Here is a 23,469-nt window from a genome sequence, read left to right on the forward strand (position 1 = left end):
TCTCCTTATCTTCGCCGTCGCCGCCGGGTTTCCGACAAGCCTTGGGCTGGGTAAAGACCCAGATTGTGACAAACAGTAACGGGCTCATCGGGTTCCCCCGCCTTGACGGGGCGGTCCCACAGGGGTAACGCGCGCCCCGCACAGGGCGCTGCGGCGTCCACCCCATCCCACCGGCATGTCGAGTCCCGTCGAAGGGCATGGCCGGTCCGCGCGGCGGGCGGAGGACTGTATCTGTGGCAAATGTGACCGTGATCGGCGCCCAGTGGGGCGACGAAGGCAAGGGCAAGATCGTCGACTGGCTGTCGGAACGCGCCGACGTCGTCGCCCGCTTTCAGGGCGGGCATAATGCCGGTCACACGCTGGTCGTGGGCGAAAAGGTCTATAAATTGTCGCTGCTGCCTTCGGGCATCGTGCGCGGCACCTTGTCGGTCATCGGCAATGGCGTGGTGCTCGACCCCTGGCATTTCCGCGATGAGGTCGCCAAGCTCAAGGGGCAGGGGGTTGAGATCAACCCCGACAACCTCCAGATCGCGGAGACCTGCCCGCTGATCCTGCCCTTCCACCGCGACCTCGACGGCCTGCGCGAGGATGCGAGCGGCGCGGGCAAGATCGGCACCACGCGGCGCGGCATCGGTCCGGCCTATGAAGACAAGGTCGGCCGCCGCGCCATCCGGGTTTGCGATCTCGCCCATCTCAACGACCTTGGCCCGCAGATCGACCGGCTGACCGCGCACCATGACGCGCTGCGCGCCGGTTTCGGCGAAGCGCCGATCGACCGCGCCGCGCTGATCGCGGAGCTGACCGAGATCGCCGATTTCATCCTGCCCTTCGTCAAGCCGGTCTGGCTGACGCTCAACAAGGCGAAGAGCGAAGGCAAGCGCATCCTGTTCGAAGGGGCGCAGGGCACGCTGCTCGACATCGACCATGGCACCTATCCCTTCGTCACCTCGTCCAACACGGTCGCGGGCACGGCGGCGAGCGGCACCGGCCTTGGCCCCAATGGCGCGGGCTTCGTGCTGGGCATCGTCAAGGCCTATACCACCCGCGTCGGCTCCGGGCCGTTCCCGACCGAGCAGGAAAATGATGTGGGTCAGCGTCTGGGCGAGCGGGGCCATGAATTCGGCACCGTCACCGGCCGCAAGCGCCGTTGCGGCTGGTTCGACGCGGTGCTGGTGCGCCAGTCGGTCGCGGTCTCGGGCGTGACCGGCATCGCGCTCACCAAGCTGGACGTGCTCGATGGCTTTGAAGAGCTGAAAATCTGTGTCGGTTACCAGATTGGCGACCGGAAATATGATTATCTGCCCGCCCATGCGCAGGACCAGGCCAAGGCGGAACCGATTTACGAAACGATCGGCGGCTGGAGCGAAACCACCGCCGGCGCGCGAAGCTGGGCCGATCTGCCCGCGCAGGCGATCAAATATATCCGCCGGATCGAGGAGCTGATCGGTTGCCCGGTCACGCTGGTGTCGACTTCGCCCGAACGCGACGACACTATCCTGGTGCGCGATCCCTTCGCCGATTGAGCGAGGCGCGGGGCGGCCTAGCCGCCCTGCGTCGCCACCCAGGCGGCGACATCGGCCGCCACCTTGTTGGCGGCGTCGTTAAGCGGCCCGCCGATGCTGGCGGCGTCGACCGCGGCGACCGGCGCGCTGGCGGTGAAGCGGCGGCGGGCGACAACCGAACCGCCCTGTCCCGACAACATCGCGTCGAAGGTGACGATGGCGCGACGGCTGCCGGCATCAATGCCGAACGCCATCAACTCGCCCGACAGCCGCTGGCCCGGCGCGGCCGAATATTGGCCGGGGTCCAGCACCAGCCGGTCGCTGGTCGCGGCGATGGTTTCGCTCAGCAGCTTCTGGAACAGATGGCGGGGCGTGTCCGCCCATTGCGCATCCTTGACATAGGCGATGCCGGTCGCGCTGATCTTCACCGGCACCCGCACCGTATCCAGCACGCGCGGCGCTTCGGGATCGGCGACGATCAGGGTCGCCCCCTGCCCGCCCTTCCTTTCCGTGCCCGGCGCGACCTTCTGCGCGGCGTCGAGCGAGAGAAGCTGGGGCGGCGCCTTGCCGCCCAGCGAGACGCAGCCGGGCAGGGCCAGCAGCGCGGCGATCGCGATCCATGTCGTCCGGGCCATCGGGATCATCCCCCTCATTCCTTGTAATCGGGCAATTTGGGCGCGCTGAGCAGCGATCCGGCGCCCTGTTGGTCGAGTTTTTCGGCGACGCCGCGGAAGGAGCGGCTCATTTCGCGCAGGTCGCGGACAAGCTGGCTGACTTCGGGCATGGTCTGCTGGCTGAAGGTGCGGACGCCCGGCTGCGCTTCGGCGATGGTCTTGTCCAGCGTGTCGATGCTGCGCGTCGCGGCCTGCACCGATTTGCGCAGGTCGGCCATCAGTGGTCGACCTTCCTCGTTCAGCATCGCGTCGGTGGTCGCGGCCAGCTTGCCTATCTGTTCGACGGCGACGCCGGTGCGCTGCACGGCGACGCGCGCTTCGGCCAGCGTGGCGGCGATTTCGGGGCTGCGGTCGGACAGGGCGCCCGAAATGCGCTCCACATTGTTGAGGATAGCGGCGAAGCTCTGCTGATTTTCGTCGTTCAGCAATTCGGTCAGGCGCTCCGTCAGGGTCGAAAGCCGCTCCAGCAATTGCGGCGCGTTGTTCAGCAATTCGCCCAGCGCGCCCGGCTTGGTCGGGATCACCGGCACGCCGTCGGGGCAAGCGGCCCTGGGGTTGTCCGCCGGGCAACGGATCGGCGGCGCGCCCTTGACCGCGCCGTCCAGCACGATTTCGCTGACGCCCGTAAAGCCGACGCCCGCGATGGTGGCGGTGGTGCCCTGCAGGATCGGCGTGCCGTCCTTCACCGAAATGCGCACCTTCACGAAACTGGGATCGCGCTTCCACAGTTCGATCGCCTTCACCTGCCCGGAAGGGACGCCCGCATAATTGACGCTGGACCCCTTGGCCAGGCCATTGACCGACTGTTTGAAGAAGATGTCATATTCGCTGTCCTGTCCGTCGGACAGGCGGGAGAACCAGAAGGCCGCGATCATCACGGCCGCCAGCAGCAACAGCACGACGCTGCCCACAAGCACATGGTTGGACCGGGTTTCCATATCCTATCGCCTTCCGTCCGTCGCCTTGTTTGCCGCCGCCGTTGCGGCGCGCCCGCGCGGGCCGTTGAAATATTCCTGAATCCAGGGGTGATCCGTCGCCAGCAATTCCTCGATCGTGCCCACCGCGATCACCTTCCTGTCCGCCAGCACCGCCACCCGGTCGCAAATCGAATAGAGCGTGTCGAGATCGTGCGTGATGAGAAAAACGGTCAGGCCCAGCGTCTGTTGCAGCTTGCGGGTCTGTTCGTCAAAGGCCGCCGCGCCGATCGGGTCCAGCCCAGCCGTCGGTTCGTCGAGGAACAGCAGGTCGGGATCGAGCGCCAGCGCGCGCGCAAGGCCTGCGCGCTTCTTCATGCCGCCCGACAGTTCCGACGGAAATTTGGGGCCGGCCTCGGCAGGCAGGCCGGTCATGCGGATCTTGTACGCGGCGATCTCGTCGCGCAATGTCGCGCCGATATTGGGGTAATATTCGCGGATCGGCACTTCGATATTTTCAGCCACGGTCAGCGTCGAAAACAGCGCCCCGCCCTGAAACAGCACGCCCCACCGCTTGCGGATGGCCAGCGCCTCGTCATCCAGCCGCCCGATCATCGGTTCGCCGAAAACGGTGATCTCGCCCGCCTCCGGCGTCTGCAACCCGATGATCGAGCGCATCAGCACCGACTTGCCCGTGCCCGACCCGCCGACCACGCCCAGTATCTCGCCCCGGCGCACGTCGAGGTCCAGGCCGTCATGCACGACCTGCTGGCCAAAGGCGTTGCGGACGCCGCGCACCGAAATGGCGATGTCGTCATGCGCGATGGCCTCCTCGATCCGGCGCTCCTCCGCGCTGCGCTGTTCCTCCACCATCAGTTCCACCCGATCCAGGTGAAGAACACCGCGAAGAAGGCATCTAGCACGATGACGAGGAAGATCGCCTGCACCACCGCCGCCGTGGTGCGTGCGCCCACTTCCTCGGCATTGGCCTTCACCTGCATCCCCTGAAAACAGCCAGCGATGGCGATGATGAGGCCGAAGACCGGCGCCTTGATCAGGCCGACCCAAAGGTCGGTGATCGGCACCACCTCGCGCAACCGCTGGATGAAGGTGACCGGCGGAATTTCCAGCAGCACCGCGCACAGAAAGCCGCCGCCGATGATCGAGATGATCGACGCATAGAAGCCGAGCAGCGGCATCATCAGCACGACGGCGATGGTGCGCGGCAGCACCAGCGCCTCCATCGGCGACACGCCGATGGTGCGCATGGCGTCGATTTCCTCGGTCAGCTTCATCGTGCCCAGTTGCGCGGCGAAAGCGGAACCGGATCGCCCGGCGACCATGATCGCGGTCATCAGCACGCCCAGTTCGCGGAAGGTGAGGCGCCCGACCAGATTGATGGTCAGCACCTCCATGCCGAACTGCTTCAACTGCACCGAACCCTGCTGGGCGATGACGATGCCGATCAGGAAACTCATCAGGCCGATGATGCCCAGCGCCGATACGCCCACCACTTCGAACCGCTGGATGATGGCGTTCCAGCGCAGACGGCGGGGGTTGCGGACCAATTGCCAGCTGGCGACCAGCGTGGCCCCGAAAAAGCCGATCAGGCCGATCATGGTCGCGCCGGCAGTGATCGTCGCCTCGCCGATCTGCCCGACGACCCGGCGGATGGGGGTTGCCGATTCCGGGCGAATGGGAACGGGTTCCTCGAACTTGCCCACTTCGTCGATCAGGCGGCGGGCGTCATCGCTGGCGCCGGTGATCGCGCAGCCCAGACGGCGGGCGGTGCGGTATATGGTCCAGGCGCCGATAGTGTCGACATGGTCGATATCGGTCAGGTCGATGGCCGCCACCGGCCCCGCGATCCGGTCCAGCCGATCGGGCAGGTCGCCAAGGCAGGCGACGGCCACGCTGCCCGACAACCGCACCACCGCGCCGTCGTCGCCCGTTTCTTCGATGATCTGGGCCGATTTCAACATTCAGGGGTTTTACTGGTCCAATATCGGTTGCGCGGCAAGCCGAAACGGCCCATCGGCCCACCCTAACGTCTCAGCCCTGCCAAAAGTTTCGGGATCGGCATGATGCACAAACTGGCCATTTACGACATGGACCGCACGATAACGGTCAGCGGCACCTATACCGGGTTCCTGATTCACGTCGCCGCGCGCATGGCGCCCTGGCGACTGATATTGCTGCCGTTGGTCGCGATGATGATGCTGGCCTATGTGCTCAAGATCATCACGCGCCAGCGGCTGAAGGAAATCAACCAGGGGCTGATGATCGGCTGGCATGTCGAACGCGCGCGGTTGATGCCGCATGTCGAAAGCTATGCCGACAAGGTGATGGCGACCAATGTGCGCCCGGGCGCGCTGGAACAGGTCGCGCGCGACCGCGCCGACGGGCGGGTGCTGGTGCTCGCCACCGCATCCTATCGCCTCTATGTCGAACCGATCGCGGCGCGGCTGGGCTTTGACTTCGTGATCGCCACCGATCATCTCAGCCAGGATCTGCGCTATGTCCGCGCGAAGATCGCGGGCGAAAATTGCTATGACACCGGCAAGCTGCGGATGATCAAGGCGTGGATGGCGGCCGAAGCGATTGACCGGTCGATGGCGCATATCCGCGCCTATTCCGACCATGTGTCGGATGCGCCGATGCTGGATTATGCCGATGTGGCGATCGCCGCCAATCCCCATAAGCCGCTGGCGCGGCTGGCGGCCGAGAGGGGATGGCGCCGGGTCGACTGGCCGGGATGACCCCGGGCGGGCTTCAGCCCTTGCGGTCGTCCTCCACCATGTCGGAAGCCAGCTCCAGTCCCGCGCGGCCATGGGCGGGCGTGTGGGCGGGCGCCCTGGGATGGGGCACATATTCGGATTCCTCGACCTCCAGCATCCCTTCCCATTTGGTGATGACCGACGTGGCGATGGCGTTGCCCAGCACGTTGGTGGCGGTGCGGCCCATGTCCATGAAATGGTCGACCGCCAGGATGAACGCCACGCCCTCGACCGGCAGGTCGAACTGGCCCAGCGTCGCGGCGACCACGACCAGCGACGCGCGCGGAACGGCGGCGATGCCCTTGCTGGTTACCATCAGCACCAGCAATATGGTGATCTGCGTCGCGATCGGCAGGTCGATGCCATAGGCCTGGGCAATGAAGATGGTGGCGAAGGTCGCATACATCATCGACCCGTCGAGGTTGAAGCTGTAGCCGAGCGGCAGTACGAAACTGTAGATGCGGCGCGGCACGCCGAACCGGTCGAGCTGTTCCAGCATCTTGGGGTAGGCCGCTTCCGACGACGCGGTCGAGAAGGCGATCAGCAGCGGTTCGCGCACATAGCGCACCAGCTTGAACATCCGCTTGCCCAGGAAGATCGAACCGGCGCCGACCAGCAGCAGCCACAGGACCAGCAGCGACAGGTAGAATTCGCCGACCAGCTCGCCAAAGGTGACCAGCACGCCCAGCCCCTGCGTCGTGATGACCGAAGCCAGCGCGCCGAACACGGCGAAGGGCGCGACGCGCATCACATAGCCCGTCACCTGCAGCATCAGTTCGACCATCGCTTCGATCACGACGACGACCGGCTTGCCCTTCTCGCCGATGGCGGTCAGCGCGACGCCGACGAACAGCGAGAAGACGACGATCTGGAGGATCGAATTTTCCGCCATCGCCCCCACCATGGACGTGGGGAAGACGTGCAGGATGAAGTCGCGGAAATTGAGCGCTTCGGTGTTGACCCCTGCGTCCGCGCCGCTGCGGACCAGGTTCAGCCCTTCGCCCGGCGCGAAGAAATTGACGAAGACGAGGCCCAGCGACAGCGAAATCAGGCTGGCGATGATGAACCAGGCCAACGCGCGGCCGCCGATGCGGCCCAGCGCGGCGCTGTCGCCCATATGGGCGATGCCGGCCACCAGCGTCGAAAAGACCAGCGGCGCGATGATCATCTTGATAAGGTGCAGGAAGATGTCCGCCAGCAGATGGAAATAACCGGCCACCTGTTTGGCCAGTTGTTCATCGCCGCCCGTCCAGACATTGGCCGCGAACCCCGCAATCACCCCCAGGATCATGCCCGTCAGGATGAAGGCCGTCAGTCTGTTCCGCATTGCATTCCTCTAGGCTGAGCGACCCGCGCCGCATTGTCTATCGGGTCTTCGTCCGGTGACGTTCCCTATCAGGCGGCAGCGCGGCCCGCAATGCGGCGCGCCGTCCCCCTTATCCCCGTCTAACGAACCAGCGCCGACATTCCGCCGCGCCCGTTCCAGCCATTATGGACCGATGCGTCAGGGATAGAGCATCCCTTCGGCCCAGCCGTCGCCGTCGCGGTCGAAGACGCGGCGTTCATGCAGCCGATGTTCGCGGTCCTGCCAGAATTCGATGTGGCGGGGGACAAGGCGCAGGCCCGACCAGTGCGGCGGACGCGGCACCGGGCCGTCGGCGAAGCGGCGGTTGACCTCTTCATAACGGGCCATGAAGACCTCGCGCGAGGCCAGCGGACGCGACTGGTCCGAAGCCCAGGCGCCCAGTTGCGAATCGCGGCTGCGCGTCGCGAAATAGGCGTCGGCCGTGGCCGCGTCGACCGGCTCCACCGGCCCTTCGATGCGGATCTGGCGGCGCAGCGATTTCCAGTGGAACAGCAGCGCCGCGTTGGGGTTGGCCAGCAGTTCGGCGGCCTTTCGCCCCTCGAAATTGGTGTAGAAGATGAAACCGTCCGGCCCGTGCCCTTTCAGCAGCACCATCCGCACCGACGGGCGGCCCTGCGCGTCGGCGGTGGCCAGCGCCATGGCGTTGCTGTCGTTGATTTCACTCTGGCGGGCCTCGCCATACCAGTCGTCGAACAGGGAAAAGGGATCGGTCATGGCCGCAGCTTCTAGGCGCGGCGCGCGCGCCTGTCGATAAGGGGCAGCCGCAACTTGAACCCGCCCGCCGCTTTCGCCACATAGGGACGCACATGTTTCAACCCCGCCCCATCATCGAAGGCAGCAGAGCATAGATGGCCGATCCCTATTCCGTGCTGGGCGTCGCCCGAACCGCGAGCGAGGCCGAGATCAAGTCCGCCTATCGCAAACTCGCCAAGCAATATCATCCCGACCGCAACACCGACAATCCGCAGGCGGCGGAGAAGTTCGCGCAGGCGACCAACGCCTATGACCTGCTGTCCGACAAGGACAAAAGGGCGCAGTTCGACCGTGGCGAGATTGACGGCGAGGGCAATCCCGCCGCGCCCTTCGGCTTTGGCGGGGGCGGCGGCTTTCGCGGGCATCCCGGCGGCGCGGCGGGCGGACGCGCAGGCGGCTTCGAATTCAGCGGGGATGGCGCCGATTTCGGCGACATTTTCGAGGGGTTGTTCGGCGCGGGCGGGCGTCGTGCCGGTGGCGGCGGCGGTGGTTTTGGCGGTTTCGGGCGGCAGGCCCCGCCCCCGCGCGGTGCCAATGTCGCCTATCGGCTGGCGGTATCCTTCATCGACGCCGCGACGCTCGCGCCCCAGCGCATCACGCTTCAGGATGGTAAGACCATCGACCTCAAACTGCCCAACGGCGTCGAAAGCGGCACGCAGATGCGCCTGTCGGGCAAGGGGCAGGCCGGGCCGGGCGGCGCGGGCGACGCCATCGTGACGATCGAGGTGAAGGGCCATGCCTTCTTCACCCGCGACGGCGACAATGTGCTGCTCGACCTGCCGATCACGCTGGACGAGGCGGTGAAGGGCGGCAAGGTCAAGGTGCCGACCGTCGACGGGCCGGTGATGCTGGGCATCCCGGCGGGCGCGCAGTCGGGCAAGACGCTGCGCCTGCGCGGCAAGGGCTTTACGGGCAAGGACGGGCAGCGCGGCGACCAGTTGGTCACCTTGCAGATCGACGTGCCCGCCGATGATCCCGCCATTCGCGCGCTGGTCGAAAGCTGGCAGGACAAACGGCCGGTTCGCGCCCATCTGGGCGTCTGAGGCGTTTGCGGCGGATGGAAGAGCCTGCACCCCCGCCGCCCGGACCCCGCCGCAGCCGCATGAGCCGGCGCGCCCGCGCCCAGGTGGAACGGGTGCGCCCCGGTCCGCGCACGATGCAGATCGTGCAGCGTGTGCTGGTCGGCACCTATCGTGACGGCTTCATCCATGCGGGCAACCTCGCCTATCTCTCGCTTATCACCCTGTTCCCCTTCTTCATCGTCGCCGCCGCGGTCGCCAGCATATTCGGCCATACGCAGGACGGGCAGGCGGCGGTCGGCGCATTCCTGGCGACGGTGCCGCCCGGCGTCGCCGATGTTGTGCGCGATCCGATCATGGGCGTGCTGCAGGCGCGGACCGGCCCGCTGCTGTGGCTGGGCGGGCTGGTCGGGCTGTGGACGGTCGGCAGCCTCATAGAAACAATCCGCGACATATTGCGCCGCGCCTATGGCACGCGCGGCACGCGCTCCTTCTGGCGATACCGGCTGAGCGCCATAGGCATCACGCTGGTCAGCGTGTTCGCGGTGATGTTCGCCTTCTCGCTTCAGGTGGTGATGACCGGCATCGACCAGCTCGTGCGCGCGCTCTTCCCCTTTGCGCAGGATGCGATTCGCCTGATCGCGCTCACCCGGCTGGTCCCGATGGCGATTTTGGGGGTGGCTTTATGGTCGCTCTTCATTTCGCTCACCCCCAGCGCCTATCGCGGGTCGCGCTACCCCAAATGGCCCGGCGCGGCGGCGACGACCCTGTGGTGGTATGGGGTGACGATGCTGTTGCCGCCCACGCTTTCGCTGCTGGGCGGCTATGATCGCACCTATGGCAGCCTGGCCGGCGTGATGATCACCCTCATTTTTTTCTTTTTCGTCGGGCTCGGCGTGGTAATTGGCGCGGAACTCAACGCGGCGCTGGCGGCCTTTGCAACGCAGGACACGGCAGCGACGCCCGAAAATCAGGGGAACCGGACCGAATGAATGGCTTGATGGCGGGAAAGCGCGGCCTCATCATGGGCCTTGCCAACGACAAGTCGCTGGCCTGGGGCATTTCCAAGGCGCTGAGCGCGCAGGGCGCGCAGCTCGCCTTTTCCTATCAGGGCGAGGCGCTGGCCAAGCGCGTGAAGCCGCTGGCGGAGCAGGTCGGGTCGGATTTCCTGATCGATTGCGACGTGTCGGACATGGACAAGCTGGACGCGGCCTTCGCGGAGATCGAGGCGCGCTGGGGCGCCCTCGACTTCGTCGTTCACGCCATCGGCTTTTCCGACAAGAACGAACTGCGCGGCCTGTATGTCGATACCAGCCTCGACAATTTCCTGCTGACCATGAACGTGTCGGCCTACAGTTTCGTCGCCGTCACCAGGCGCGCCCGTGCGCTGATGCCGAACGGCGGCAGCATCCTGACATTGAGCTATTATGGCGCGGAAAAGGTCATCCCCCATTATAACGTCATGGGCGTGGCGAAGGCCGCCCTGGAAACCAGCGTCAAATATCTGGCGATGGACCTGGGGCCGGAAAACATCCGCGTCAACGCCATTTCGGCCGGGCCGATTAAGACGCTGGCGGCTAGCGGCATCGGCGATTTCCGCTATATTCTGAAGTGGAACGAGCTGAATTCGCCGCTGCGCCGCAATGTGACGATCGAGGATGTCGGCGGGGCGGGGCTCTACCTGTTGTCCGACCTGGCTTCGGGCGTCACCGGCGAAATCCACCATGTCGACGCTGGCTATAACGTCATCGGCATGAAGGCAGAGGACGCGCCCGACATCGCGCTGGAAAAATGACATGATGAACCCTCTCCCCTTTGGGGGAGAGGGAGGGGCCCGCCGCGACGCGGCGGGAGGGTGAGGGGCAGATGGCGGGGCGATACAAGGTCGGCGACGGCACGATTGCCAGAGCCAGAGATCTGAGGAAAAATCCGACGCCAGCCGAAGGCGCGCTGTGGAACGCGGTCCGGAAATCCCAACTCAACGGCTTAAAGTTTCGACGGCAGCAGCGCATCGGTCCTTATTTCGTTGATTTTGCCTGCCTGGCGATGCGTTTGATCGTGGAGGTCGACGGCGAGACTCATGCAATGACCCGCGCATATGATGCAAAGAGAACGCTGTTTTTGGAAAATGAAGGATATCATGTGCTTCGCTTTGACAACCGAGATGTGCTGAGCAATTTGGAAGGCGTGCTCGCCAATATTTGCCGGGCTTTAGTCCCCTCACCCTCCCACTCGGCCAAGCCGAGCGGGCCCCTCCCTCTCCCCCAGGGGGAGAGGGGATAATGAGCTTCAACACATTTGGCCGCGTCTTTCGCTTCACCACCTGGGGCGAAAGCCATGGACCCGCCATCGGCGCGGTCGTCGACGGCTGCCCGCCCGGTTTGGCGTTGAGCGAGGCGGACATTCAGCCCTTCCTCGACAAGCGCAAGCCCGGCACGTCCAAATTCACCACCCAAAGGCGGGAGGCGGACGAGGTGCGCATCCTGTCGGGCGTGTTCGAGGGGCGGACGACCGGCACGCCGATCAGCCTGCTGATCGAGAACACCGACCAGCGGTCGAAGGATTATTCGGACGTCGCCAGGGCCTATCGCCCCGGCCATGCCGATTATGCCTATGACGCCAAATATGGCTTTCGCGACTATCGCGGCGGCGGGCGATCCTCGGCGCGCGAAACGGCGAGCCGGGTGGCGGCGGGCGCGGTGGCGCGCGCGGTGATCCCCGATGTCGACATTTTCGCCTGGGTCAGCGCCATTGGCGGCGACGCCATCGACTATGCTGATTTCGACGCGGCGCAGATTGACCAGAACCCGTTTTTCTGTCCCGATCCGGCGGCGGCCGTCCGCTGGGAGGCGATGGTCGACGCCGCGCGCAAGGACGGGTCTTCGCTGGGCGCGGTGGTGGAATGCGTGGCGAGCGGGGCGCCCGCGGGCTGGGGCGCGCCGCTCTATGCCAAGCTCGACAGCGAACTGGCCGCCGCGATGATGAGCATCAACGCTGTCAAGGGCGTGGAGATTGGCGACGGCTTCGGCGCCGCTGCCCTGCGCGGTGAAGAAAATGCCGATGCGATGCGGCCGGGCGAAAACGGCCCGACCTTCATGGCCAATCATGCCGGCGGCATTGCGGGCGGCATTTCCACCGGCCAGCCGATCCGCCTGCGCGTGGCGTTCAAGCCGACCAGCTCGATCCTGATCCCCGTCGACACGGTAACGCGGGAGGGTGAAGCCTCGCAGATCATCACCAAAGGGCGGCATGACCCGTGCGTCGGCATTCGCGGCGTGCCGGTGGTCGAAGCGATGATGGCGCTGGTGCTGGCCGACCAGTATCTGCTCCACCGCGCGCAATGCGGGGAATGAGGTAGGGCGGGCTGATCCGCGCCCCATCGCCCCGCGCCGCCGCCCGGTCGTGCAAAAGACCCGTGACGAATCGCCCGATCGGGCGTAGCATCCCGGTTAACGCCCGCGGGTGGGCGTGCGGCAGAGCGAAAGCCGGGGAGCGTCACCGCGCATTGCGCGGACTTGACGGTCAAAATGTCCCTTCCACGCCGCAATAGAGGGGCCAGCCATGCAACCATGGCTGGCCCCTTTCGTTATGGGGCTGGCATGATCCGGTAATGAGGGGATGATGCCGGGCGAGACGCGACTGCGCGATCAGGGGGACCAGACCGGAATGCAGGCTATATCCGCGCTGCTGGGCGCTTATCGCGCGGAAGTGGGCCTGATCATCCTGGCCATCATGTTCGTCGAGTTCGTGCGCGAACGCTATTCCCCGACCGTCATCTCGGTGCTGGGCGCGTGCACCTATGCCGCGCTGGGCCTGATCGACGAGAAGGGGCTGTTTTCGGTCTTCTCCAACAGCGCGCCGCTGACCATCGGGGCGATGTTCGTGCTGGCGGGGGCGCTGATCCGCACGGGAACGCTCAACCGCGTCGCCGATTTCATCATGGCGCGGGCGGAAAAACATCCGCGCCTCGCCATTGCCGAGGTGATGCTGGGCGCGACCGCCGCCTCCGCCTTCCTCAACAACACGCCGGTCGTCGTCGTCCTCATCCCCATCATCTTCAAACTGGCGCAGGTGACCGGTGTGCCGGTCAAGAAGCTGATGATGCCGCTGTCCATCGTTGCGGTGCTGGGCGGCTGCATCACCCTGATCGGGACATCGACCAACCTGATCGTTGCGGGCATCGCCGCTGAACAGGGCATGACCCCGTTCGGCATATTCGACATCGCGCCCTATGGCCTGGCCGGAATGGTCGTGGGGCTCGCGACACTGGTCAGCCTGTCCTTCCTGCTGCCCAGCGACCCGCCCGCCATTTCCGGCGAGGATGGCGGCAATGCCCAGGATTATCTGACCGAGCTGGTGGTGCCGCATGACAGCGACCTGATCGGGCGGGAAATCGGTTCGCTGACCGTCTTCGGCCGCTCGGCCGTGCTGATCGGGCTCAAGCGGTCGGGCCAGATATTGCGCGGCGATCTGAGCGGGGAAGAATTGCACCGCGGCGACCGGCTGATCGTGCGGGCGGATGGCACGGCGATCATGACCCTGCGCGAGGGCCGCCAGTTCGAGCTGGGCATCGCCGCCGATTCGGAAACATCGGCCAGCGAGGGCACGGTGATCGAGGCGATGATCGCGCCCAGCCACCCGTCCATCGGCGAAAGGTTGATGGACATCCCCTTCCTCCACGCCCTGCGCGTGCGAATCATCGGCATCAACCGCGCCCGCCACCTGCCCGGACCCGACCTGGCCGACGCCCGTGTGCGGGGCGCGGACCGGCTGCTGATCGCGGGCAGCGACGACGCGATGCGGGCGTTGCGCGACAATCCCAACCTGATGGGCGTCGATATCAGCCGAACCCGCGCTTATCGCCGCAACAAGGCGTGGATCGCGATCATCGCCATGGCCGCCGTCATCCTGCTGTCCGCGCTCGACATCGTCAGCATCGGCCTGGGCGCGTTCATCGCCGTGGGCATCATCCTCGTCACCCGTTGCATCGACGCGGAAGAGGCGTGGAGCGCCATCGACGGCGACGTGCTGGTGCTGATCTTCGCCATGCTGGCGGTGGGCCTGGCGCTGGAACAGGCGGGCAGCGTGGCGTTGATGGTCGGGTGGATCACCCCGGTGATGCAGGCGGCGCCCGCCTGGACATTGGTGTTCATCGTCTATTTCGCCGCCCTCATCCTGTCGGAACTGCTCAGCAACAACGCGGTCGCCGCGCTGATGACGCCGATCACCATCGCGCTCGCCGATCAATTGGGCGCGGACCCGCGCCCGTTGGTGATCGCGCTGATGATCGGCGCGTCGGCCTGTTTCGCGACGCCCATCGGCTATCAGACCAATGCGCTCGTCTACGCGGCGGGCGATTACCGCTTTGCCGATTTCGTGCGGATCGGCGTGCCGCTGAACCTGACCGTCGGGCTGGCGGTATGCTCCATGCTGGTGCTGCTGGGGTAGGGCCAATAGGGTGCGGTCGGCCCTGTCAGGGGTTGGCTTCTTTGGGCAAGAAGAGGCCAACCGGCCGCGCCGCCCGCCTTGCAGGAACCCAAACGCACCGGTTGCTGCGCCCCCCTCAGGCGCGCAGCGTGACCGGCCCATTTTATCAGGACGCCCCGATGACCAGCCTGCCCTTCACCCAGGTCGACGCCTTTGCCGACAGCCCCTTCACCGGCAATCCCGCCGCAGTCATGCCGCTCGACGCCTGGCTGGCCGATGACGTGTTGCAGGCCATCGCGGCTGAAAACAACCTGTCCGAAACCGCCTTCACCGTGCCGCTGGCGAACGACCCGGAAGCGGATTTCGAACTGCGCTGGTTCACCCCCGCGGTGGAGGTGAAACTGTGCGGCCACGCCACGCTGGCGAGCGGCCATGTGCTGATGCAGGGCGAACGGGTCCGCTTTCGCACCCGCCATGCCGGGCTGTTGACGGTGACGCGCGCGGGCGATGGCTATGCGCTGTCGCTGCCCGCATGGCACATGGCGCCGCGCGCCCTGCCGGACCTGGCCGCCGGGCTGGGCGGCGCGCCGGTCGAATCGCACTGGCGCGAGGGCGGATACAGCCTGTTCCTGTTCCCCGACGCCGCGACCGTGCGCGCGCTGACCCCTGATTTCGTCGCGCTCAAACGGCTGGGCGACATCATGCTCATCGCGACCGCGCCGGGCGAGGATAGCGACATCCTCTCGCGCGTGTTCGTGCCGGGCGGCGGCGTCGATGAGGATCCGGTGACGGGATCGGCCCATTGCCTGCTCACCCCCTTCTGGGCGGGGCGGCTGGGCAAGACGGCGCTTTCGGCGGTTCAGGCGTCGGCGCGCGGCGGGCGCATCGGCTGCGAACTGGCGGGCGACCGGGTAATCCTGTCGGGCCGGTGCCGCACCGTGATCGAGGGGTGTTTCTTCCTTTAACCGGGGAACAGCGCGATCAGTTTCGCAAGGCCCGCGCGCAGCGCCGCGCGCTGCTCCTTGTCCGGCGACATGCCCAGCCGCACCACCGTCAACTTCTGGCGCGGCGACACCAGCACATATTGGCCATTATGGCCGACGCAGCCGAACAGGCTTTCGGGCGCCAGCCCCGGCATCAGCGCGCTGTCCTCGCTCGCGTGGTTGAGCCAGACATGACCGCCATAGGCCGGGTTGCGCAGCGACGGCGTCAGCATGAAATCGATCCAGCGTTCGGCGACCACCTGTTGCCCGTTCACCCGGCCGCGATTGCGCAGCAATTCGCCGAAGCGGCCATAGTCGCGCGCCGTCATGTGCAGGATCGACCCGCCGATGAAGGTGCCGCGCGCATCATATTCGGGCGTCAGGCTGTTCAGGCCGACCGGGCCCTTCAGCCGCCCGTCGATGAACTGCTGCATCGCGCGCTGGCGGGTGGCGGGATCGTCGCTGTTGGTTAGTTGCCGGGTCATTAGGTCGGACAGGATCACGCTGGTCCCGGTCGAATAGGAAAAGACGGCGCCCGGCGCATGGGCAAGCGGCTTGGACGCGGCAAAGCCAGCCATGTCCGCCGACCCGTCGGTGAACAGCATCCGCACCGTGTCGGCATCGGCGATGCGGTCCGCATCCTCGCTATGGTCGAGGCCCGACGACATGGTCAGCAATTGCCGCAGGGTAATGCGTCCGCGCGGATCGCCGGGCTGTTCCCAGTTGCGCAACGGCGCCTGCGCGTCGAGCGCCAGCCGCCCGTCCGACACCATCAAGCCTACCAGCACCGCCGTCACGCTCTTGGCCACCGACCAGGATAGTAGCTTGCTGTCCGGGCCAAAACCGGGGGCGTAATATTCCGCCACGATCCGGCCGCGATGCATCACCAGCAGGGCGCGGGTTTCGCCCATGTCGGCGTCGTCCATGATCGCGTCCATCGCGCCGCGCAGCGACGATTGCGCCACGGGCGAATCGCCCGCCACCTTTTCGAAGGGCGCGTCCGGCGGGCTGACCGCGTGGGACACGCCCCATGCCGTAACGGAAAGCAGGGCCAGGGTTGCACCGGCCATCATTATCGTCTTGAAGTCGCGCCGCATGGAAAGGCGGCCCATAGCATCGCCCGGCGGAAAAGGGGAGCATGACAAAGCGACAATGGATGATCCGGGGGGGCCTGCTGGCGGTCGCCATGCTTCTGGCGGCGCTGGCCTGGCATTGGTCGGCGCTGGTGGCGCGGGCGCGCGTGGGCGCGGCCTATGGCGCGCGGATCACCTGTTCCTGCCGCTATGTCGAGGGGCGCGACATGGGCAGTTGCGCGAAGGACAAGGAACCGGGGATGGCGCTGGTGCGCCTGTCCGACGATCCCGATTCGCGCGCCGTGAGCGCCAGCGTGCCCATGCTGGCCGGCGCGCGCGCGCAATTCCGGCCCGGCTGGGGATGCATTATCGACCCGGCGCATTGACGCGCGGGGTGGCGCGGGCGCGCGCCGCGTTCTAGGCTCCTTCGCATGACAGCGGCCGACCACAGGCCGCCACCATGATGCAGGAGATGATGATGACTGGCGACAATTCCGCCGACCCCAAGGGCGTGGCCGCCCGCCGCCGCCCAAAGCCCGCCTTGCTGGAGATTGACGGCCACAGGCTGAAACCCGCGACGCTGATGATGGGCCATGGCTATGATCCGGCTCTGTCGGAAGGGGCGCTGAAGCCGCCTATCTTTCTCACCTCCACCTTCGCCTTTGAAAGCGCGGCGGCGGGCAAGCGTCATTTTGAGGGCGTGACCGGCCTGCGCCCCGGCGGCGCTGATGGCCTCGTCTATTCCCGCTTCAACGGCCCCAATCAGGAGATTGCCGAGGATCGGCTGGCGCTGTGGGACGAGGCGGAGGACGCGCTGCTCTTTTCCAGCGGCATGGCCGCCATCGCCACCACCTTGCTGGCGCTGGTGCGGCCGGGCGATGTAATCGTCCATTCCGCCCCGCTCTATGCCGCGACGGAGGCGCTGATCGGGCGGATATTGGGCCAGTTCGGGGTGCAATGGCTGGACTTCCCAGCAGGCGCGGGCGAGGATGAGATTGGCGCGGTGCTTGAAAAGGCGCGCACCATGGGCCGGGTGGCGCTCATCTTCCTCGAAAGTCCAGCCAATCCCACCAATGTGCTGGTCGACGTCGATGCCGTGGTTGCGCGGCGCAACTTTCTGTTCGGCGGCGACGCGCATGTGCCGCCCATCGCCATCGACAACACGTTCCTGGGTCCGCTCTGGCATCGCCCGATCGCGCATGGCGCCGATCTGGTGCTCTACAGCCTCACCAAATATGCCGGCGGGCACAGCGATCTGGTGGCGGGCGGCGTGCTGGGCGGCAAGGCGCTGATCGACGCCATCCGCCTGATGCGCAACACCATCGGAACGATATTGGACCCGCATTCGGCATGGATGCTGCTGCGTTCGCTGGAGACGCTGGAATTGCGGATGACGCGGGCGGGCGAAAACGCCGCGAAGGTCTGCGCCTGGCTGCGCGATCAGCCACAGGTGGAACGGGTCGTCTATCTGGGCTTCCCCGACGATGAACGCCAGCGCGACATCTATGCCCGCCATTGCACCGGCGCGGGGTCGACCTTCTCGCTTTACCTGAAAGGCGGCGAGGCGGAGAGCTTCGCTTTCCTCGACGCGCTACGCATCGCCCGGCTGGCGGTCAGCCTGGGCGGCACGGAGACGCTGGCCAGCCATCCCGCCGCGATGACGCACCTGTCGGTCCCCGCCGAGCGCAAGCGGAGGCTGGGCATCACCGACAATATGGTGCGCATTTCCATCGGGTGCGAGGATGCCGACGACTTGATCGCCGATTTCGCCCATGCGCTGCGGGCGATGGGGTGACGCCATGGCGCACAAACCCGTTGTGCTGGTGGTCCAGCCGCTGCTGGCCCCGCTGTTGCCGCTCCTGGCCGTCGATTATGACGTGGTCGCCGGATGGGCGGCGGACGCGGCCGACCGGCTCCCTGCGATAGAGGCGCTGGTCGCGGCGGGCGAGTTCCCGCTGCCGCGCGATTATCTCGAATCCATGCCGCGCCTGCGCCTGATCGCCTGTTTCACCGTCGGCTATGATGGCGTGGACATGGACTGGGCGCGGGCGCGCGGCATCGCCGTCTGTCATGCGTCGGGGGCCAATGCCGATGATGTCGCCGACCATGCCATCGGACTGATCCTCGCCCACCGGCGCGAGATTGTCGCTGGCGACGCCATGGTGCGGGAGGGGCATTGGGCACAGGGGCCAAAGCGGCTCACCCGGTCACTGGGCGGCGCGCGGCTGGGCGTCATGGGGCTGGGCGCGATCGGCATGGCGGTGGCGCGCCGGGCCGAAGCCATGCGGATGCAGGTGCGCTGGTGGGGGCCGCGCCCCCGGCCGGACGCGCCATGGCCGCGCGCCGACAGCCTGATGGCGCTGGCGCGGGACAGCGACATATTGGTGCTGTCGCCCCGCGTCGACGCCTCCAACAGCGGGGCCGTCGATGCTGCGGTGATGGAGGCGCTGGGGCCTCAGGGCCTGCTGGTCAATGTCGCGCGCGGCCAGTTGGTGGACGAGGACGCGCTGATCGCCGCCCTCAAGGACGGCCGTCTGGGCGGCGCGGCGCTCGACGTGTTCGCGCAGGAGCCGACCGATGCGGCGCGCTGGGCCGATGTGCCCCATATCGTGCTGACCCCGCATGGCGCGGGCGCGACCGACCAGTCGGTGGCGCGGATGACCGTGATGCTGCTCGACAATCTGAAGGCGCATTTCAGCGGTCGGGCGCTGCCCACGCCGGTCGGCTGAAGGAGCCGGGCCGGGCGCCGCGCCCGGCCCGGCCTCATCCCAAGCGCGCCGCGTGCCAGCGCAGATGATCGTCCATGAAGGTCGATATGAAATAATAGCTGTGGTCGTAACCCGGCTGCATCCGCAGCGTCAGGTCGATGCCTGCCCTGTCGCAGGCTTCGCGCAGCAGGTGGGGGCGCAATTGTTCGGCCAGGAAGGCGTCGGCCTCCCCCTGATCGACCAGCAAGGCGGGCAGCCGCGCCCCATCCTCGATCAGCGCCACCGCATCATGGCTGCGCCATGCCGCCACGTCCGGCCCCAGATAGCCGCCCAGCGCCTTTTGCCCCCAGGGAACCTGCGACGGCGCGACGATGGGCGCAAAGGCGGACACCGCTCGGAACCGGTCGGGATGGCGCAGGCCGATGGACAGTGCGCCATGGCCGCCCATGCTGTGCCCCATGATCGACTGGCGACCCATGTCGACGGGGAAATGCGCGCCGATGATCTCTGGCAATTCTTCCGTCACATAGGTCCACATGCGGTAATGGGGCGCATAGGGGGCCTGCGTCGCGTCGACATAAAATCCCGCGCCCAGGCCGAAATCATAGGCGCCGTCCGGGTCGTCGGCCACGCCCTCGCCGCGCGGGCTGGTGTCGGGCGCGACCAGGATCAGGCCCAGTTCGGCGCAGGCGCGGCGATATTCGCCCTTTTCCATGACATTGGCGTGGGTGCAGGTCAGGCCCGAGAGATACCAGACCACCGGCAGCGTCGCGCCTTGGTCATGGGGCGGAATATAGACCGCGAAGGTCATGTCCGTGCCCGTGGCGGCGGAGGCATGTTTCCACACCCCCTGCACGCCGCCAAAGGCCCGGTTGGCCGAGACGGGGTCCAGTCCGGTCATGCCGTCATCCCGCGCGATGCAGGGCGCACAGCTTGTTGCCGGCCGGATCGCGCAGATAGGCGAGGTAGAGCTTGCCAAAGCCGCTTTCGCGGATGCCCGGCGGGTCTTCGCATGTCGCGCCGCCCGCGGCGACGCCCGCCGCGTGCCAGGCATCGGCCTGTTCGGGTGACGCCATGGCGAACCCGATGGTGCCGCCATTGGCGTGGCAGGCCGGATTGCCGTCGATCGGCCGCGAGACCATGAACAGCGCGCCATTGTGGATATAGATCAGCCGGCCCTTGTCATCGACGATGGCGGCCGGGCCGCCGATGGCGGCGAAAATGGCATCATAAAAGGCCTTGGCGGCGTCGATATCGTCCGCCCCCACCATGACATGACTGAACATTCGGCATTCCTCCTGATGGGTGGTCCGATCAATAGACCACGACGCTGCGGATGCTCTCGCCCGCATGCATCAGGTCGAACCCCTTGTTGATTTCGTCAAGGGCCAGGACGTGGGTGATCATCGGGTCGATCGCGATCTTGCCGTTCATATACCAGTCGACGATCTTGGGCACGTCGGTCCGCCCCTTGGCCCCGCCGAACGCCGTGCCCTTCCATGACCGGCCGGTCACGAGCTGGAACGGGCGGGTGCTGATTTCCTTGCCGGCTTCCGCCACGCCGATGATGATCGATTCGCCCCAGCCGCGGTGGCAGCATTCCAGCGCCGTTCGCATCACTTCGGTGTTGCCGGTCGCGTCAAAGCTGTAGTCCGCGCCGCCATCGGTGATCGCCAGCACCTCCGCGATCACATCCTCGCGGCTCTTGCCCTTGCCGTTGATGAAATGCGTCATGCCGAACTGGCGGCCCCACGCCTCCCGGTCGGGGTTGATGTCGACGCCCACGATCACGTCCGCGCCCACCATTCTCGCGCCCTGGATGACGTTGAGGCCAATGCCGCCCAGACCGAAGACGACGACCTTCTCGCCCACCTGCACCCTGGCGGTATTGACCACCGCGCCGACGCCCGTGGTCACGCCGCAACCGATATAGCAGCTGGTCTGAAACGGCGCGTCCTCGCGGATCTTCGCCACCGCGATTTCGGGGAGGACAGTGAAGTTGGAGAAGGTGGAGCAGCCCATATAGTGGAAAATCGGCTGGCCCTTGTAGGAAAAGCGGGTGGTGCCGTCGGGCATCAGCCCCCTGCCCTGCGTCGCGCGGATCGCGGTGCACAGGTTGGTCTTGCCGGACAGACAGCTTTTGCACTGGCGGCATTCGGGGGTGTAAAGCGGGATGACATGGTCGCCCGGCGCCACGCTGGCGACGCCCGCGCCCACTTCGCGCACGATGCCCGCGCCTTCATGGCCCAGGATCGAGGGGAATATGCCCTCGCTGTCGAACCCGTCTAGCGTATAGGCGTCGGTGTGGCAGATCCCCGTCGCCATGATTTCCACCAGCACCTCGCCGGCCTTGGGCCCTTCCAGATCCAGTTCGACAATCTCCAGCGGCTTTTTGGCTTCGAATGCGACGGCGGCGCGGGTCTTCATGGATGTCCTGTCCTCTTTTGCGAAAGCGCGATGGAAACGACCCTAGCAATATCCCCCGACAGCGATAAGGGAAGCGGCAGGAAAAATGATTATTGCCGATATGGGATGATTGATGTCGGGCCGGGACGGTATCGAGGAATTCGTCGCGGCGGCCACGGCCGGCTCCTTCACCGCCAGGGGCGAACGCTTCATCGCGCCGCTGCTGCGCGGCTTTGCCGAGGCGCATCCCCCGGTGGGCGGTGCGGCTGCACCTCACCAACCGGCATGGTCGACATCGTGGCGGAGGGCTATGATCTGGCGATCCGAACCGGCCTGCTGGCGGAGCCCCGGCTGACCGCCACGCGCATCGCGTCGCACCCCCTCCATATCTGCGCCGCGCCAGCCTGTCTCGATCACCATGGCCGCCCGGAGAAGATCGCTGACCTTGCCCCACATTGCGCGCGGTGAGCTGCCAATCGTGCTGGCCGATCATGGCGCCGACGATCAGCCGATCCGGGCCGTCTATCCCCAGCGCCGCCATCTGTTGCCCAAGATCAGCGGCTTTGTCGCCTTGCTGCGCCGCAATCTGCATGGCGCAATGCTGAGGACGGCGTGATTATCCTCCTGCGCCCCTATTGCCGGTGCAGCGGCCGCAACCGGTAGCGACCGCCGGCATAGGAGCCGAACAGGCCAGCGATGGCGGGATGATCGACCGGTTCGTCGCTGTCGTCGGCGATCAGGTTCTGCTGGCTGACATAGGCGACATAGCTGGATTCGCCATTTTCGGCGAGCAGATGGTAAAAAGGCTGGGCCTTGTCGGGCCGCATCTCTTCCGGGATCGACTCATACCATTGTTCGCTGTTGGCGAAAACGGGATCGATATCGAACACGACGCCGCGGAAACCGAATTTGCGGTGCTGCACCACATCGCCGATGCTGAAGCGGGCATGGGCGATGGGGGGCGCGGTGACGCCGGTGCCGATGGATTGGATCGCGTTTCTCATGCCCCCAATGTAGGAGCCCTGCGGAACCAGACAAGAAAAATAGGCGAACCCGCTTGGCAAGCCCCGCGCCCTGCGCTAATGGCCCGCGCTCGACCGGGTTGTTGCAACCCAACGACACCTGACGGAGAGGTGGCAGAGTGGTCGAATGCACCGCACTCGAAATGCGGCGTGCCGGCAACGGTACCGAGGGTTCGAATCCCTCCCTCTCCGCCATTCCTTGTTGTTTCCTGGCGATTATTTCCGCCTCGGTGCGAATATGCCCATTCCCATGCCCACGTCTGGTTCGGCTGTTGGCGAACCTGTGCGGCGGTGAGCCGCCATATCGCCAGAAGCCCGAGGGCTTGGTCCAGTATCTAGGCAGCGTGGACAAAGGCTGACAGGGAGTCTCGCCTTGATTCAAGGCTGTCTTTTGGGGGCAGTGTTGGGCGAGCGGATTGGGCTGTCGGACGACGAGTGGGCGATCATCGGCGCGCTTCCGCCGTTTGAGCAGGGTCGCGATTGCCGACCGGCGCAGGATACGATAACACCGTCTTGTCGTTTCACAGCTTCCTCAACCTCGCTGCATCTCCCCTCTGGCTGAAGTCTTTTGGCGACACGGCCCAGGCTCTGTTATGCCTGATGCACGCCAAGGGTCATCGGCTGGCTGGACGCCTCGTCAAACGAACTTGAAGCTGCAATATTGTGCATTATACGCAAATCGTGCATGATTAGAGCATCGGAGTCGGACTTGCCCCTCGACCCCCGCCACACAACAATCCAGGAGCGGAAAGATGAAAGTGTCGTATTTGTGCATGACGGGTTATGATGGTCCGGCGCCTGGGATTGAGGTTTGGCCTGCGTCGCCGGAGTATTGCGATGCGGGC

At 66.1% G+C, this 23,469-nt stretch carries 25 protein-coding genes and 1 tRNA gene; 15 read left to right on the forward strand and 11 right to left on the reverse strand.

The features are described from left to right. Positions 1-233: 233 nt before the first annotated feature. On the forward strand, positions 234-1,523 hold the full coding sequence (locus GGR44_RS16365) for an adenylosuccinate synthase (RefSeq protein WP_183956558.1): 1,290 nt from the start codon (positions 234-236) through the stop codon (positions 1,521-1,523). A 17-nt stretch (positions 1,524-1,540) separates the two neighbouring features. Here GGR44_RS16365 and GGR44_RS16370 read toward each other — a convergent pair whose 3' ends face one another. From GGR44_RS16370 to GGR44_RS16385, 4 genes are read right to left on the reverse strand one after another with little or no spacing between them, the layout of a single operon-like run. After that, on the reverse strand, positions 1,541-2,146 hold the full coding sequence (locus tag GGR44_RS16370; protein ID WP_183956559.1) for an ABC-type transport auxiliary lipoprotein family protein: 606 nt from the start codon (positions 2,144-2,146) through the stop codon (positions 1,541-1,543). A gap of 5 nt (positions 2,147-2,151) precedes the next feature. Continuing rightward, positions 2,152-3,114: an MlaD family protein gene (locus GGR44_RS16375; RefSeq protein WP_183956560.1), complete on the reverse strand. Its 963-nt coding sequence runs from the start codon at positions 3,112-3,114 to the stop codon at positions 2,152-2,154. Between the two features lie 3 nt (positions 3,115-3,117). Further along, positions 3,118-3,963, reverse strand: coding sequence for an ABC transporter ATP-binding protein (locus tag GGR44_RS16380; protein ID WP_183956585.1), 846 nt, complete (start codon positions 3,961-3,963; stop codon positions 3,118-3,120). Beyond that, complete coding sequence (locus tag GGR44_RS16385; protein ID WP_183956561.1) at positions 3,963-5,072, reverse strand: ABC transporter permease; 1,110 nt, start codon at positions 5,070-5,072, stop codon at positions 3,963-3,965. The genes GGR44_RS16380 and GGR44_RS16385 overlap by 1 nt, the downstream gene beginning before the upstream one ends. A 99-nt stretch (positions 5,073-5,171) precedes the next feature. Here GGR44_RS16385 and GGR44_RS16390 point away from each other — a divergent pair, with 99 nt between their 5' ends. Beyond that, positions 5,172-5,849, forward strand: a complete 678-nt coding sequence (locus GGR44_RS16390; RefSeq protein WP_183956562.1) for an HAD family hydrolase — start codon at positions 5,172-5,174, stop codon at positions 5,847-5,849. A 13-nt stretch (positions 5,850-5,862) separates the two neighbouring features. Here GGR44_RS16390 and GGR44_RS16395 read toward each other — a convergent pair whose 3' ends face one another. Both GGR44_RS16395 and pdxH read right to left on the reverse strand, forming a co-directional pair. Beyond that, entirely contained in the window at positions 5,863-7,194 is a 1,332-nt protein-coding gene (locus GGR44_RS16395) for a dicarboxylate/amino acid:cation symporter (RefSeq protein ID WP_183956563.1), read from the reverse strand. A 177-nt stretch (positions 7,195-7,371) separates the two neighbouring features. Beyond that, positions 7,372-7,947, reverse strand: coding sequence for a pyridoxamine 5'-phosphate oxidase (pdxH, locus tag GGR44_RS16400; protein WP_183956564.1), 576 nt, complete (start codon positions 7,945-7,947; stop codon positions 7,372-7,374). A gap of 134 nt (positions 7,948-8,081) precedes the next feature. Between pdxH and GGR44_RS16405 the strand changes: the two genes are divergently transcribed. From GGR44_RS16405 to GGR44_RS16435, 7 genes are all read left to right on the forward strand, one after another. Next, positions 8,082-9,029, forward strand: a complete 948-nt coding sequence (locus GGR44_RS16405; RefSeq protein ID WP_183956565.1) for a DnaJ C-terminal domain-containing protein — start codon at positions 8,082-8,084, stop codon at positions 9,027-9,029. Between the two features lie 59 nt (positions 9,030-9,088). After that, the gene (locus tag GGR44_RS16410) at positions 9,089-9,997 is read left to right on the forward strand and encodes a YihY/virulence factor BrkB family protein (RefSeq protein ID WP_246344737.1); all 909 of its coding nucleotides are present in this window, start codon (positions 9,089-9,091) and stop codon (positions 9,995-9,997) included. Beyond that, the gene (fabI, locus tag GGR44_RS16415; RefSeq protein ID WP_183956567.1) at positions 9,994-10,800 is read left to right on the forward strand and encodes an enoyl-ACP reductase FabI; all 807 of its coding nucleotides are present in this window, start codon (positions 9,994-9,996) and stop codon (positions 10,798-10,800) included. The genes GGR44_RS16410 and fabI overlap by 4 nt, the downstream gene beginning before the upstream one ends. Before the next feature lie 71 nt (positions 10,801-10,871). Beyond that, positions 10,872-11,288: an endonuclease domain-containing protein gene (locus tag GGR44_RS16420; RefSeq protein ID WP_183956568.1), complete on the forward strand. Its 417-nt coding sequence runs from the start codon at positions 10,872-10,874 to the stop codon at positions 11,286-11,288. Continuing rightward, on the forward strand, positions 11,288-12,358 hold the full coding sequence (aroC, locus tag GGR44_RS16425; RefSeq protein ID WP_183956569.1) for a chorismate synthase: 1,071 nt from the start codon (positions 11,288-11,290) through the stop codon (positions 12,356-12,358). The genes GGR44_RS16420 and aroC overlap by 1 nt, the downstream gene beginning before the upstream one ends. Before the next feature lie 313 nt (positions 12,359-12,671). Then, entirely contained in the window at positions 12,672-14,453 is a 1,782-nt protein-coding gene (locus tag GGR44_RS16430; protein WP_183956586.1) for an SLC13 family permease, read from the forward strand. Between the two features lie 158 nt (positions 14,454-14,611). Then, complete coding sequence (locus tag GGR44_RS16435; RefSeq protein WP_183956587.1) at positions 14,612-15,397, forward strand: PhzF family phenazine biosynthesis protein; 786 nt, start codon at positions 14,612-14,614, stop codon at positions 15,395-15,397. Here the strand turns inward: GGR44_RS16435 and GGR44_RS16440 are convergent. After that, positions 15,394-16,512 (reverse strand): serine hydrolase domain-containing protein, encoded by a 1,119-nt coding sequence (locus GGR44_RS16440; protein WP_183956588.1) that lies wholly within the window; start codon positions 16,510-16,512, stop codon positions 15,394-15,396. The two genes, GGR44_RS16435 and GGR44_RS16440, sit on opposite strands and share 4 nt — an antisense overlap. A gap of 59 nt (positions 16,513-16,571) precedes the next feature. Between GGR44_RS16440 and GGR44_RS16445 the strand changes: the two genes are divergently transcribed. From GGR44_RS16445 to GGR44_RS16455, 3 genes are all read left to right on the forward strand, one after another. Continuing rightward, the gene (locus GGR44_RS16445; protein ID WP_246344738.1) at positions 16,572-16,874 is read left to right on the forward strand and encodes a hypothetical protein; all 303 of its coding nucleotides are present in this window, start codon (positions 16,572-16,574) and stop codon (positions 16,872-16,874) included. Between the two features lie 77 nt (positions 16,875-16,951). Then, positions 16,952-18,283 carry a cystathionine gamma-synthase family protein gene (locus GGR44_RS16450; RefSeq protein ID WP_425511333.1) on the forward strand — a complete coding sequence of 444 codons (1,332 nt, stop codon included), beginning with the start codon at positions 16,952-16,954 and terminating at the stop codon, positions 18,281-18,283. Between the two features lie 4 nt (positions 18,284-18,287). Beyond that, on the forward strand, positions 18,288-19,217 hold the full coding sequence (locus tag GGR44_RS16455; protein WP_183956571.1) for a 2-hydroxyacid dehydrogenase: 930 nt from the start codon (positions 18,288-18,290) through the stop codon (positions 19,215-19,217). Positions 19,218-19,251: 34 nt separating this feature from the next. On the opposite strand, the gene fghA is transcribed toward GGR44_RS16455, so the two are convergent. The 3 genes from fghA to GGR44_RS16470 are packed head-to-tail and all read right to left on the reverse strand — an operon-like array spanning position 19,252 to position 21,623. Next, positions 19,252-20,088, reverse strand: a complete 837-nt coding sequence (gene fghA / locus GGR44_RS16460) for an S-formylglutathione hydrolase (RefSeq protein ID WP_183956590.1) — start codon at positions 20,086-20,088, stop codon at positions 19,252-19,254. 13 nt (positions 20,089-20,101) lie between these two features. After that, entirely contained in the window at positions 20,102-20,482 is a 381-nt protein-coding gene (locus GGR44_RS16465) for a VOC family protein (RefSeq protein ID WP_183956572.1), read from the reverse strand. A gap of 28 nt (positions 20,483-20,510) precedes the next feature. Next, a complete protein-coding gene (locus GGR44_RS16470) occupies positions 20,511-21,623 on the reverse strand; it encodes an S-(hydroxymethyl)glutathione dehydrogenase/class III alcohol dehydrogenase (RefSeq protein ID WP_183956573.1) in 1,113 nt (370 codons plus the stop codon). Between the two features lie 264 nt (positions 21,624-21,887). On the opposite strand from GGR44_RS16470, the gene GGR44_RS17030 reads away from it, so the two are divergent. Both GGR44_RS17030 and GGR44_RS17035 read left to right on the forward strand, forming a co-directional pair. Then, positions 21,888-22,070, forward strand: coding sequence for a LysR substrate-binding domain-containing protein (locus tag GGR44_RS17030; RefSeq protein ID WP_246344739.1), 183 nt, complete (start codon positions 21,888-21,890; stop codon positions 22,068-22,070). 10 nt (positions 22,071-22,080) lie between these two features. After that, the gene (locus tag GGR44_RS17035; RefSeq protein ID WP_246344740.1) at positions 22,081-22,218 is read left to right on the forward strand and encodes a hypothetical protein; all 138 of its coding nucleotides are present in this window, start codon (positions 22,081-22,083) and stop codon (positions 22,216-22,218) included. A 16-nt stretch (positions 22,219-22,234) separates the two neighbouring features. Here GGR44_RS17035 and hspQ read toward each other — a convergent pair whose 3' ends face one another. Continuing rightward, on the reverse strand, positions 22,235-22,606 hold the full coding sequence (gene hspQ, locus GGR44_RS16480; protein ID WP_183956574.1) for a heat shock protein HspQ: 372 nt from the start codon (positions 22,604-22,606) through the stop codon (positions 22,235-22,237). Positions 22,607-22,729: 123 nt separating this feature from the next. Here hspQ and GGR44_RS16485 point away from each other — a divergent pair. Beyond that, a tRNA-Ser gene (locus tag GGR44_RS16485) sits at positions 22,730-22,819 on the forward strand. The last annotated feature ends 650 nt before the right edge of the window (positions 22,820-23,469 follow it).

The sequence above is a fragment of the Sphingobium fontiphilum genome (assembly GCF_014196635.1).
Lineage (GTDB): Bacteria > Pseudomonadota > Alphaproteobacteria > Sphingomonadales > Sphingomonadaceae > Sphingobium > Sphingobium fontiphilum.